12 protein-coding genes are annotated in these 12877 nt (G+C 41.9%); 4 read left to right on the top strand and 8 right to left on the bottom strand.

Annotated elements, in window-relative coordinates; all coding sequences use genetic code 11:
- Positions 1–78: 78 nt before the first annotated feature.
- Entirely contained in the window at positions 79–579 is a 501-nt protein-coding gene (locus MSHOH_RS13340) for a hypothetical protein (RefSeq protein WP_239450971.1), read from the bottom strand.
- 243 nt (positions 580–822) lie between these two features.
- Here MSHOH_RS13340 and MSHOH_RS13335 point away from each other — a divergent pair, with 243 nt between their 5' ends.
- The 3 genes from MSHOH_RS13335 to MSHOH_RS13325 all read left to right on the top strand — a co-directional run bounded on the left by MSHOH_RS13335 (position 823) and on the right by MSHOH_RS13325 (position 4718).
- A complete protein-coding gene (locus MSHOH_RS13335; protein WP_048140311.1) occupies positions 823–1302 on the top strand; it encodes a hypothetical protein in 480 nt (159 codons plus the stop codon).
- A gap of 90 nt (positions 1303–1392) precedes the next feature.
- Positions 1393–2661 (top strand): HEAT repeat domain-containing protein, encoded by a 1269-nt coding sequence (locus tag MSHOH_RS13330; RefSeq protein WP_048140309.1) that lies wholly within the window; start codon positions 1393–1395, stop codon positions 2659–2661.
- Positions 2662–2909: 248 nt separating this feature from the next.
- Positions 2910–4718: an outer membrane protein assembly factor BamB family protein gene (locus tag MSHOH_RS13325; RefSeq protein WP_048140307.1), complete on the top strand. Its 1809-nt coding sequence runs from the start codon at positions 2910–2912 to the stop codon at positions 4716–4718.
- 135 nt (positions 4719–4853) lie between these two features.
- On the opposite strand, the gene truD is transcribed toward MSHOH_RS13325, so the two are convergent.
- The 6 genes from truD to nifS all read right to left on the bottom strand — a co-directional run bounded on the left by truD (position 4854) and on the right by nifS (position 11219).
- Positions 4854–6170, bottom strand: coding sequence for a tRNA pseudouridine(13) synthase TruD (gene truD, locus MSHOH_RS13320; protein WP_048140305.1), 1317 nt, complete (start codon positions 6168–6170; stop codon positions 4854–4856).
- A 244-nt stretch (positions 6171–6414) separates the two neighbouring features.
- Positions 6415–7656: a transglutaminase-like domain-containing protein gene (locus tag MSHOH_RS13315; protein WP_048140303.1), complete on the bottom strand. Its 1242-nt coding sequence runs from the start codon at positions 7654–7656 to the stop codon at positions 6415–6417.
- A 119-nt stretch (positions 7657–7775) separates the two neighbouring features.
- Positions 7776–8123, bottom strand: coding sequence for a peptidyl-tRNA hydrolase Pth2 (gene pth2 / locus MSHOH_RS13310; protein WP_048140301.1), 348 nt, complete (start codon positions 8121–8123; stop codon positions 7776–7778).
- A 279-nt stretch (positions 8124–8402) separates the two neighbouring features.
- The gene (mptN, locus tag MSHOH_RS13305; RefSeq protein ID WP_048140299.1) at positions 8403–9455 is read right to left on the bottom strand and encodes a tetrahydromethanopterin:alpha-L-glutamate ligase; all 1053 of its coding nucleotides are present in this window, start codon (positions 9453–9455) and stop codon (positions 8403–8405) included.
- 153 nt (positions 9456–9608) lie between these two features.
- The gene (nifU, locus tag MSHOH_RS13300) at positions 9609–9998 is read right to left on the bottom strand and encodes a Fe-S cluster assembly scaffold protein NifU (protein ID WP_204245322.1); all 390 of its coding nucleotides are present in this window, start codon (positions 9996–9998) and stop codon (positions 9609–9611) included.
- Positions 9999–10028: 30 nt separating this feature from the next.
- A complete protein-coding gene (nifS, locus tag MSHOH_RS13295) occupies positions 10029–11219 on the bottom strand; it encodes a cysteine desulfurase NifS (protein WP_048140297.1) in 1191 nt (396 codons plus the stop codon).
- 47 nt (positions 11220–11266) lie between these two features.
- Between nifS and MSHOH_RS13290 the strand changes: the two genes are divergently transcribed.
- A complete protein-coding gene (locus MSHOH_RS13290) occupies positions 11267–11839 on the top strand; it encodes an LrgB family protein (protein ID WP_239450970.1) in 573 nt (190 codons plus the stop codon).
- A gap of 107 nt (positions 11840–11946) precedes the next feature.
- Here MSHOH_RS13290 and MSHOH_RS13285 read toward each other — a convergent pair whose 3' ends face one another.
- Complete coding sequence (locus MSHOH_RS13285; protein WP_048140295.1) at positions 11947–12351, bottom strand: FxsA family protein; 405 nt, start codon at positions 12349–12351, stop codon at positions 11947–11949.
- Positions 12352–12877: the final 526 nt, after the last annotated feature.

Genomic DNA, 12877 nt, shown 5'->3' with positions numbered 1-12877 from the left:
TCATCATCTCAGTTCGTTGCCAGCCCATCAGTGCTGCTTTTTAATTGATTCATTGACTCCGTTGCTGATTCGTTCCTCTTATTGTTGATTCGTTGATCCTACTGCGGACTCGTTTGCTTCGCTGATATTTGTTTCCGAGATACTATCGGAAATATTTGCTATTTCTTTCGATAGATTTTGTCTCGCGAGATAATCTGCAATTTCCAGTCTTTTCTTTTCTTCAGGATAGTTTTCCGGAAGGTGCTCTAAATCCTCAAGGCTTTCGATCCGGACAGGCTCAAGTTTTTGATCTTCTTCGAGCATTTTTCTTATTGTTTCGTTCTGTTCTGCAAGGGCGCGAAGTTCATCGCCACTGAGTCGGTTTAATTCATCACCTTCAGCAAACCAGGGATCGCCTTCATTAAACCAGGGTGCATATGCAGCTTCTTCATTATTCTCTCCTTTCTCTTCACCTTCATCTGAAGCTTTTTGTGTATCCTCAGTCGGTGTAAAAAAGACGACTACCAGAAGTAACGTCATGGCCAGCGCAGCCATTCCAAATTTTGCATTTGCTTTGACTTGTTCCCTCCTATTATTCATTTTCCGGCGTTTCTTTTCTTTTTTGCATGTTTTAGTCCAACTATATTAAGCTTGAAAATAAAGTGCTGTCTTTTTCTCTCAGATCCTCAAACTAAGAGGAAAAGACAGCACTTTATTTTCTTAAGATATTTTATAAAAATTCCGAATTCAATTTTCACAGAAAGGTTATATGATTTAAAGCTTCTTATTTATTTTGCAATGTAACTGATTTCTTGTATCCTATTGATCCCGGGTGAACATTATATGAATAAAGCGTGGGCAGCAATGATCGTAGTTTTTGTATGTACTATAGGGATTCTCGGGCTAAATTACATAAATCTGGAAAAAACGGCAGTCGATCTTCTCTTTAATGAAGATATTAGTTATACGGATGAAGAGCTGCAAGAGCTGTACGAAGAATATAACATTACGGAAAATGATCTCAAATTTGCCAGGGGAGAACTTCCAAATTATCTGGAAGGCACGATTTTTCAAAGTAACTTAAGAGTTATTGTCAGCGAGACAGGCGAGCCTCCAGAGGGTCTGATCGAAGGCAAAGATTACGATTTTGTAATGAGTGAGCAGGAAATGTCAAAAATTATGGAAGAGGCAAGAGAATCTTATATTGAAAAATACGGGGTAGACCCGGCAGATCCCAAGCTCGATGAGGTCAACGGCTACCTGATTCCAAAACAAGAAGCAAGAAGGCTTTTATTCCTCGATATGGCCACGATAACGGGATAAAAACGATCCGTTTTTAATTTGAGGTTATAAGGTCAAAACTTCAAACTTTGGAGTTTTTAAATTTTGAGAAAATCTAAGTCGGGTGATAAAATGAGGACTGGGAAGTCAAAGACTACCTTAAAAACTAGTTTCATGTTTTTTGCATTGATAATTATTCAATTATCTCTTTTTTCCGGAATTCACACGGCCATTGCTATTTCAGAGGAACCAGAAATAGAGGCTTTAATCAAGGATCTTAACGCGCAGGATGTAGATGTTAAAGCAGACTCCGTAAAAGTCCTGGTCGAAATCGGTGAGCCTGCAGTTGAGCCTTTGATTCAGGCACTTGGAGCTGAAGACCCGGAAATTCGGGAAAATGCAGCCATCACTCTCGGCAAAATAAAGGATGAAAGAGCCATAAAGCCGCTCTTCTGTCTACTGACAGATGAAGAATGGGAAGTTGAAAAAGCCGCAACTGATGCCCTTATTGCAATCGGAGAACCTGCTGTAGAACCTCTCATCGAAATTTTGCAGAATGAAAATGAGGATATTTTTCTCCAGATGAAGGCGGTTCAAGTCCTTGCCGGGATCAAAGATGAAAGAGCAATCCAGCCCATGATTCAGGCGCTGAAAGAAAATCCGGAACTTGATGCAGATCTGGGTTATCATCTGGGTCTGATGGGTGAACCAGCCGTAGAGCCTCTAATCGGGGTTCTTGGGGACAATGATCCTAAAGTCCGCGCACGTGCGGCAGAAGCTCTTGGTAGGATAGGAGACAAGCGTGCAATTGGACCGCTTACGGAAACTCTGAACGATGAAGATGAAAGAGTTCGCTTATTTGCAAAAATGGGACTTGAAAAAATTGAAGCTCAAAAGAAAAATACGTTGATCGCGACTTATGGAACAGAACGTGAGTTCTATATCGAAGACCAGACCCGAGAATGGTTCGAACAACTTCATACTACCTGCGAACTTTCAAGGAACAATATGGAGCTTTACTTTTATCCTCAGGGACCGGTTATAAGTTATGGCTGTAGCATCGAGAATTGTTTAACTGTAGGAATTCTGGAAGGTTCAGAAATTAATAATTCGACTCTAGATAATATTTACAGCATATTTGACCAGTCGGGAAATGAGATAGGGGTTAATGATGTGCCTGTCGTGTTCAGCTATGAAGTATTTGTTCAAGAAGATGAAGGAACTATAACCAAGGAAGCAGAAGAGCTAGAAATAACCGAAGAATCAGAAGGAGCTGAAGAAGCTAACAAAACTGAAGGATCGGCAGAAAATGCACGGATACCCGTGAGTATTCCTGGTTTCAGGGCAATACTTACTTTGTCAGGAGTTTTGCTTTCAGCCCGCATTAGAAGCAGAAGCTGATTGAACGCGGTTAGAATTTCCTGGTTACTGATTGAAGTGTATACTCCTTTAATCCGGGAATTTTATAGGCAGTCGGTTCTGCTCTGGTTCCACTTCTGTTCTCTACTTTTTTGTATTAGTTTAAAGGAAAAAACGTTCGCCTGCAGGGTGTTTGGTGCTTTTCCTGTCATTTTATCTACAGTTCCTCAGAAAAGTTCATAGTAAATTATTTTAAGTAGAGCGGTGAAAATACAAATTAGAGGGATCTGGTGAAGAAAAATCTGATATATGTCATACTATTTTTATTCGCTTCTTTATTCGTTTTCGCTTCAGTTGCTTCAGCAACTGAAATAGTTCTCGACACCGAGTACCACCATCTTGGTGATGATTTTAAAGAAGAATTGAATCCGGATGATCCTGAAGGGTTGATTTACACAACAATTTTTACTCTGGACCCTTCGGTGGATATAGAAAGTGCAGAACTCACATTGACTGGCAGAAGTGTCGTTCCAGGGCCAACAGATGAATTTTTAGATAAAGTATATCTCAATAATATAGAAATTGGATCCCTTAACGACTATGTTCAGACAGAAACTTCGGATTCTGCTGCAGTAAACATCACAATTCCGGTTCATTTTTCTTATTTTAATTCCGGAAATAATACCATAAAAATCAGTGCCGGGAGTAATGCTAATGGCAGTAATTACGATGATTTTGAATTCTCTAATCTTTCACTTTATCTAAGTGAAACTGAACCTGTAACCCTGACTCCACCTTTAAAAGTTGCTTGGACCTATAAATTGCCCTGGGAGTTTGGGTGTGAAAAGCCGGCCGTGAAAATCCTTGCTGTGGACGGGATTCTCTACATTTGCGAGGAGTATGAAGAGAATATTATAGCTCTGGATGCGGAAACCGGAGAACAACTCTGGAATAAAGAGTCGAGTGCTGACCTGGCGTATAAGAATGGGATTTTGTATGCAGTGTGCCCTTCAAAGATTGATGCACTGGATGCAAAAACCGGTGAGCTGTTATGGAGTAGAGAATCTCCAGATATCTGGTGGGAAAATCCTCTCATTTTTGGGAAGACGCTGTTTGTCAGCACGCCCTACGAGATGCGTATAGCTGCAATTGATATTGAAAATGGGAACTTAAGGTGGGAACAGGAACTTGAAAATTCGATGTCAGATCTGGTAGTGAATGAGGACTTTGTAGTGATTAGTAATTATTTGGGTTTAATTGCACTAGATACAAAAACAGGGGAGGAAGTTTGGAGATATACAGATTTAAGTGAATACTCTTACAGTCCTTTCCTTTACAAAGATATGGTCTATATTAAAGGCAAAGGAGACATTATCGCACTATTTGCTGAGTCTGGTGAGAATATTTGGAAGAAAAATATTGGTGAGTGGGCCAGTATCGTTGAAATAAAAAATGACAGAATACTCGTTAATACCAACACACCTGTCCTGTTAAATGCAAGCACTGGAGAAGTTTTGGAAGAGCTTCCTTATTCACTGCCTGCCTCATCATTCGTGATTACTGATAAATATGTATATTCCACAGGCCAGTACAATATAAAAGTCTTTGACTCCAGTACAGGGGAACCCGTATGGAGCAGCAGCAGAATAAAAGGTACCACAGTATCGGATCCAACACTGTACAAAGACAAATTATACCTGGTTTCAACTGAGGGTATACTGTATGCCTTTGATCACGGAGAAGGAGGGCTGCTCTTTACCAGAGGGCTCGAGAATTCTGCTACTTTCTATTATCCCCCGATTGCTATCTCCGGAATGCTTCTTCTGCTGGTAATACTTCTGAAACAAAATAAAAACAGAGCCTTCTTTTTTGGTTTATGGCTGATAGCTTTAGTTGAGGTTCTTTTGCTTTCTCTTAAAGTTATTGACCCATATATCTGTGCGTGGGAAGTACTGGGAATACTGGCTTTTCTAACCTTCTGGTCTCTGCCTGTAATCTTTCTGGTTGGTGTTATATTTTTGTATTATGGGATCTGGAGAAGAAAAAAGAAGAGTGATGAAAGATCTCCTGATTTTCAAAATGGAAGCAAACTGGATTAAAAGTCACTCACCTGCGTTGAGCTTTAACGGGTCAGGATGCCGGGGAGTTAAAGGCTCCCTAACTAAAAAAGACAAATAGTTAACTGAAGCTAACTGTCTTTCTATATCTAGACCTGTTTTTGACCCCTCAGCTTTTTAACTCATCTGCAGAGGATCGACTTTCATGTATTCCCGCAGTACAGTTGTAGCATAACTTCCTTTAGGAAGCATGAACTCAAGAACTGCTTTTGATTTCCCGGGGTTCAGCTCATCTTCAGCAACCTCAAACTTCGGTTCAACCTGAAGGAGAACTTCCCTTCTGGTGCCTTTCGAGCTCATTTCAGGAAACTCTTCCACATTGAAACCCTCGAGAGAAACTCCAAGTTCTTTAAGGACTTCATTTTCTATTTCTCCAGGTCTTCCGGAAGCAAATTCTGTAACATAACCAGGAAGAGGAGCGGTTATGAAGGCTCTGCCACGCTTTATCAGGCGGTTCATGGCATTTACTGTTTCAGAGGTAACTTTCTCGGTCTTTGAGGAGTCCGGAAGGCCGGCTTCGTTTCTGAAACAGACTATATCGCCTTCAACTGCCCGGTTCAGAGGTATACCGGCTTCTATCCTGCGGCAGAGAATCATGTTATAAATATAGGACTGGTACCCATGCACGAACATCCTGTAGAGATTCTGGGGAAGCACGCGGAAAGATCCGGAATAATCTTCCGGATTTGCTATCAGGTGATTCATCATTGCCCTTTCGTGGCCAAGGCGAAGGGGGTAGGTTTTCAGGCCTTCCTTGAAGTCCCTTGTCTCTTTGACAAACTGGCGGGCTTTTTTTGTTTCCTCGGGTTCTTCCGGGAAGGATTCGGCAATATAGAGGAGGGCTGCTTTTTCAAAGTCTCCTTCAACAATGGCTTTCCCTACCAAGTGAGTAACAGGACGGACAGATCCGAAACGCTGGATCCCGAAGAAATTGGGAACGCCACCCTGGGCAAGAATTTCGTCAGTTATCTTTTTGAGCAAAGCTTCTGTCTCTTCGGGAGAATTCTCAATGTCCCTGACTGTAATAATGAAATCATTTCCCCACAGGTCTCCAAGTTCTACGGACTTTCGGGAACGGCCCAGCACTTTTATTTCTATGTCTTTTAAGTGGATTTTTTCAATATCTGATTCATCGGTATCAAATATACTGATTTTCTGAGTAGTAAGTGCCCTTTTATCCTTTGTGCCCGCAACGCTGATTCTCTTCTGGCTTATCTGCAGAATTTTCGCGAGAGTTCGGGTCAGGTGATGAGTATCCCAGTCCCTTTTTGTAAGTTCGATAATTAGATATTTTCCTTCCTGTCCTTCCTCACGGTTTGTAATTTCTTTTACAATGAAATCCTCTATTTCCTGGCGGAGCTGCCCTCCAAGCCCCTCAGTATCAGTAGAGTAAAGATTTATTCCTATCTGTTTTTCAATTTCCGGAACTTCCATATGTTGCAAACACTCCTTTTCTAAATTAGGTAATAATTATGGGTAAAAATCTGCCGGATAAAACTTAGGTCTGAACCATTGATCAAGAGTTAAAAAGGTACGATACACCGTTGTCTGGTGAATGTAACAGCTTTTATGTGACAGCTTTTATGTAACAGCTTTTATGTAACAGCTTTTATGTGACAGCTTTTGATGGCTTTCCGGGAAGCATTTCTTCCCGGGTATTCTGGATAATAAATAGAAGTTATTTAACTGCTCTGGTACTGATGTCAATCACTTTTACTTCGGTTGTATTTACGAAAGTCCAGCTCCTGTAAGTTTCATTTTCTCCGACTGCTTCCACCTTTGTCTGAGCCGTTTTTCCGGGAAGTCCGCCTGCGTAAAGGCTGGAAGTAGGATCAAGCATGAGCCAGGAGCCGTATTCATCTGTCAGATAATTTACATCAACATTCCCATAATAAGTTCTTACTCCTTTAACTGCAGCTTCGGTTGAATCGGTTCCGTTGCCCAGATAGACAGCTGCAAAAGCATGATTGTCTGTAAGATAGACCCTGGTCGTACCTCCTACAGCTTCAAGCATGGACGAAAGAAGAATTGCCTGGTCTTCGCAGTCTCCGGCTCCTATTCTCAGAGTAACATTGGCTGGCTCCCAAATGTCATTACCCCTGGGGTCGCTTACGTACTCGATTTCCTCTTTCACCATGTCAAAGAGGGCACAGACCTGATATATATTATAAGCTCCTGGATATGAACGGGCTGTCTCGGCTGCTTTTGCCCTTACATCGGGCTCGGACGGTTCTACCAGTCGATTTATTGTTCTAAAATAATAACCGGGATTATATCGATACTTTGGACTGTTTTTTTCAGGCATCGGTTTTAAGTCCGTATTGAACCCATTTAGAAAATAGGGATCGTACTCATGCCATTTACCCTCTGAGGTCGAGGCAAGAAGCCAGAGAACGATGCTTAAACTGGCTTTTTCTTCTTCAGGTACCCGAACTGCGATTATTCCAAGGTTTTTTTCCTCTCCCGGGGAAAGCAAAGCTCCGCAGTCTTCGGAAAAAATCCGTGATTCAGAGGCGTTAACTGAAACTCCGTACCTGTCAATAAAAATCGGGTTTCTGCCTTCGTTTTTGATACTTATTTTAAGATAACCTATCCCTCCTTGAAAAAGCTCTGAGGTTTGATAATTACTGCTCAAAGAAAAACCGGGTTGTAGTGGAGTCCTCAGAATAGGAGTAAGTTCGTTTTTCTCAGTAGAATACAAAGGTATTGCCGGGGAAGTAAAAGAAGCAGTATCCGGTATGAATGCCTGCTCAGAGTTTTCAGAATCTGCACCCAGTCCGAGATAATCTTTTAACTCATGCGCAAAAACGCCAATAGAATCCGAAAAGAAAAATCCAGTTATTGTAACAAGTACAAGGCATATTAATAAAATTAAAACTGTCGAGGGCGTGTTTTTTTCTAAAACCTCTGAGTTATTCATTAATGCCCTCCTGAATGAAATAATGGATATAATTTTTTTCGGTCAGTGAAAACATCTCTTCAGGCATCCTCTATTTATTTTTTAAAACTGGGCCGATCCTTTTTTTGGCACTCTGGCAGTTAGACAAGTTTGAGGTCCCTTGTAACTTTATCTATAATCTCTTCTTTTGCCGGTCCGATTCCAAGCACAGTAACCGTCCCAGGAGGGATTTCAGTAAGGCCTGCATCCTGTATCAGGGCTGTTGGAAGTCCTTCCCTTCTTGCTTTCTCCTTAAGCTCATAAAGATCCTTAAGGGTGGGAACTTTCAGGACAACTTTTTTTTGCCCTCCTTCTTTCCATTTTTCAAGGTCGCTTTTGCTTGCCCATTCAGCCGCAGAAAGCGCAGCATGTGCTACCTGTACAGCAAATTTACCTTTAGAAAGTTTCAGGTCGTCCCGGGTAACTATACATTGTTTGTACTCGCTCATCTTTTGCCTCGGGCTTATTCAAGGGCAGCCTGTATCTTAAATGTTTTCTGTGCAGCTTTCTTTCAGATTAGAGTTTAAAAGTTCTCTCTAACTCTTAATGACTTTTTTAGGCTGCATGCTCAAACGGCCTGTTCGCAGACTGCTTCATCTACGGGCTGCTTTTACTGCTTTCACAGATCTGATAGTTTGTAGGTTTGGTAGCTTACAGATTTGATAATACCTGTATGAAAAATCTTCCTAAAATATGTTATACTATCTCCAATAACATTTATAGTTAATTCATAACATATTTTGAAGGTATTCCAGAATATAATCTGCAGGATTTATGCCCCATGCATCAAAAATTCCTTTTCCTGAAGGCGTTCCATTGACCTCAAGTATCCTGGGTCCCTGCCCGTTTTCATTTTTCTGGCTTTCCGCCTGTTTATTTTTGTATTCAGCCCGACCGTTAGAACCTTCTATACCTTCAGGACCTTTTATACCTTCAGGACCTTTTATACCTTCAGGACCTTTTATACCTTCAGAACCTTCTATAATATCAACACCCGCGAATGTTGCACCCACTGCAAGGGCAGCTTTTTCGGCAATTTCTTTCTGCTTATCGGTAAGTACACACCTACCCGAACTTCCTCCCTGGCTCAGGTTATTTACCCAGGAACCTGCAGCAGCTTTTCGGTAAATTGCGCCTATGGCAACGCCTCCGACAATAAAAGCTCGTATGTCCCTCCCTGGATTTTCTATAAACTCCTGGATATACAGCATTCCCCTTTCTTCGAGCAGTTTTTCAAGAGTTTCTTCTACAGAAACATGCTCGTTTTTTCGGTCTGAAAATTGGATCTCTTGGTTCTTCACCCTTGCAATATCTTTTCCCTTATAACCAAAAACAGGTTTTATGACGGAATCCCCGAATCTTGATACTGCTTTTAAGGCTGCATCTACACTCTGAACAGCTATGGTTTCAGGCAAAGGGAGCCCGGCTTTTGCCAGAAGGTAAGAAGCATGGTACTTGTTTGCCGCATTCTGGATGGCTTCCGGGGAGTTTATAACTGCAACTCCTTCTGCCTCGAGCTCCCTCAGGGTATCAAACCTGAAAGATACCCCTTCAAAAGCTCCTGCACCTACATCTCTTACAATAAGTGCGTCAAGATCCGAGAGCAGGATTTTCCCGGCTTTAATAAGAGCAGCCGGTTCAGAAACTCCTGAACCTATCCTGACTTCTGTTTTTCTGAGGTCAAAGACAAAAGGAGAATATCCTTTTTTCCCGGCTGCATTGATAAGTGCCTGGGCTGTCCAGTCTTCCGGGTCGGTAATCGCAATCCCTATTTTTTTCATAGGACATGATCTGGTACTTTTATAATCAAGTTTACGATAAAGACTCGAAAGATTCCAGAGGTTTCAGGAAAAATAAATCCAATTAAGCTCCAAACCCGAGCATTGTCACAACAGCGAGCTGCTAGTTCATGAAAGTTTTTACGCACTTTTCTTTCAGGTCTGCTCTTCCAGAGGTTCAAGCCCATACTTTTTACGGTAATCGTTAATAGCTCTGTGAGTAGCTTCCCTGGAAACTACCGAACACTCAAGTTTTCCCGGAGGAAGCCCTTCAAGCGCTTCTGCTACAGCTTCGTTCGTAAGCTCCCAGGCTTCTTCAAGGGTTTTACCTTTTATCATTTCGGTTGCCATGCTGCTGGACGCAATTGCTGCTGCACAGCCAAACGTCTTGAATTTTACATCTTCGATTCTATTATCCCTGATCTTCAGGAAAATCTTCATCCGGTCCCCATGGGGGTTTCCGGCTTCTCCGATCCCGTCTGCATTTTCTATTTCCCCCACGTTTCTCGGATTCATAAAATGGTCCATTACTTTTTTATTATACACAAAATTCCCTCGCTTTACTTATTTTCTTGTTTATTTTTCGCATACACTTGCCGGCTTGTAGAATGGAGATATAGCCCTCAATTTTCCAACAATTTCAGGCAGGACTTCAAGTACGTAATTGATATCTTCTTCTGTATTCGCGTCCCCAAGGGTCAGGCGCAGAGAACCCTGTGCAATCTCAGGCGGCACTCCTATTGCGCTGAGTACATGTGAAGGACCAAGTGAGCCAGAAGAACAGGCACTGCCAGTTGAACTGCAGATCCCCATCTGGTCAAGCATAAGAAGCAGGGACTCTCCTTCTATATACTCAAAACTGAAGTTCAGGTTCCCTGAAAGGCGCTTTTCCGGGTGCCCGTTCAGTCTGCATTCAGGAATCTCAAGTATTCCTGCCCTGAGTCGGTCCCTCATTTTCCTTATCTTTTCGTTATGCCCTTCTATGTTTGCAGTTGCAAGCTCTATAGCCTTTCCCATGCCCATGATCCCTGCAACATTCTCTGTCCCGGCTCGCTTTTCTCTCTCCTGGGCTCCTCCGTGCATGTAGTTGTCGATCTCTATTCCATCTCTAATGTAAAGCGCTCCTATCCCTTTTGGTCCATAAAATTTATGCGAGGAAAGGGAAAGCATGTCCACATCCCTTTCTTTCCCACTCAGGTCAAGGGGGATATTGCCTATTGCCTGTACGGCATCGGTATGGAAAGGGATCCCGTGCTCTCTGGCAACCTTCCCTATTTCCGAAACCGGCTCGATTGTCCCGATTTCATTATTGGCGTACATGACCGAAATCAAGATGGTATCTTCTCTTATTGCAGCTTCCAGTTCTGCAGGATCTACAAGTCCGTATTCGTCCACAGGCAGATAGGTAACATCAAAGCCCTGTGTTTCGAGATACTCGCAGGGATAAAGGACTGCATGGTGTTCGATTGGCGTGGTAATAATGTGCTTTCCTTTTTTTCGCCTGGCAAAAGCAGTTCCTTTAACAGCCCAGTTGTCAGACTCGGTTCCCCCTGAAGTAAAGTAAATTTCTTCGGGCCTGGCTCCAAGAGCTTTTGCAAGCTTCTCCCTTGCGGTTTCCACAGCTTCTTTTCCTTCCCTGCCTATTGAGTACAGGGAAGAGGGATTTCCGAAATGTTCTTTCAAAAAAGGCAGCATAGTTTCAACCACTTCCGGTTTTATGAAAGTGGTAGCTGCATGGTCCATATACACGAAGCGATTCTCTCCCATCAGAACACCCTATGAAAATAGGAGTTCGCTTGATATGAATTTATTGTGTGCCTTTCAAAAACCTTTACTTCAGGATAGATTTCGAGACCTATAATCTGGGTGGAGACTATATTTCCTTCTTCCTCGGGCCTTCAACCGTGGTACTTGCCGTGCCTCTCTACAAAAAAATCCAGCTCCTGAAAAGCGATGTTTTACCTATAATTGCAGGCATAAGTGCAGGCTACATTGCAGGTATATCAAGCATTCTAATCTTATCTAACTTTTTCGGGCTTGATAAGATCATAACCAGTTCTCTTGTCCCAAAATCCGTAACCACTCCCATAGGAATAGAGATTTCAAAACAGATAGGAGGCCTGCCTGCGATAACAGTAGCTGCAATTGTGGCAACAGGAATTATAGGAGCTGTGCTGGGTCCTTTCATTTGCCGCTCTTTCCGAATAAAGGACAGTGTTGCAGTCGGCATTGCAATCGGCACAGCTTCCCACGCTCTCGGGACAACAAGGGCAATAGAACTTGGAGAAACCGAAGGGGCAATGAGTGGGCTTGCAATAGGAATTGCTGGCCTAATTACGGTTTTTCTGGCACCGGTACTTGTTTATGTATTCGAGTTTCTGTCCTGAGAGTTTTTAACTTCAGGATTCTAAAGCAGGCTTACAAAATCGAGATTCCCTGTCGGGAATTTCTGGCAAAAAAGAAGAATAGGAAGAATTCCCATAACGAGGGTAGGTTACCTGAAATCCGTGTACATCCGCATCTGGAAGCTGCCCTGCCGTATCTTTTTCTTTATGATTCCTTTTGCTATCTCCACATAAACTTCTCTAATCTGAGGAATAAGCATGGAAAAACCTATGGCATCGGTCAGAAAGCCAGGGGTCAGGAGGGCAAAGCCCCCTATTAATACAAAGAGCCCATGAAAAAGTTCATTTCCAGGCATGTACCCCTGTCTGGTTGCGTCCTGGATCTGGAGAAGCACCCTGAAGCCCTGGCTCTTTGTCAGGTAAGCTCCAAGGGTTGCGGTTATCAGAATAATAAGCACGGTGTTTAAAGCTCCGATTATACCTCCTATCTTGACCAGTAGATAGATCTCCACAAGGGGAATAATCAGAAACAGAGAAAAGAGTCTAAGAAACATGGTGGTCAGTTTTAGGGATCATTAAATAGTTATCAGGTATCTGTTGGCTATTCTTCAGTACAAGCAGTTCATCTTAAATATTAAGCAATAAGGAAAGTATAGTTCTCATATATTGTTTTTTTGGAGCTTTATTAAGAATGACCTCTACTGTGGAAGATCGAAATCCGTATCTAAGAACAAGAAGTAATCTAAACCCTGTGTTTTCTCGTTCAATCTTCTTTCATTTTCATCTATTTTTATCTAATTCCCTGTCTTATCAGATTCTCTTTTTAAATTGCTTGTAATCTTTGAAATGACAGATTCTTTTTTACCAGCTAACTTGAAATTAATACTGCTCATGATTTAATACTAATTGGTTGTTTTCCGACATCCAGTTTATACTCTAATCGAAATTTTTAATTCTTTTTTCTCTTGGAACTACTATCATTCGATATGCTTTTCTTTTCTATTCGTATTTTTATTAATTTAGTTTTCTTTTTTTCCTTCTAGCTTATTGTGTCATTTTTTATGTTTTTATCGTTTAGAA

It is taken from the genome of Methanosarcina horonobensis HB-1 = JCM 15518 (genome assembly GCF_000970285.1).
Classification (GTDB): Archaea; Halobacteriota; Methanosarcinia; order Methanosarcinales; family Methanosarcinaceae; genus Methanosarcina; species Methanosarcina horonobensis.
Note: the sequence above shows the minus strand (reverse complement) of the source record. Positions and strands in the feature narration are given on the sequence as shown.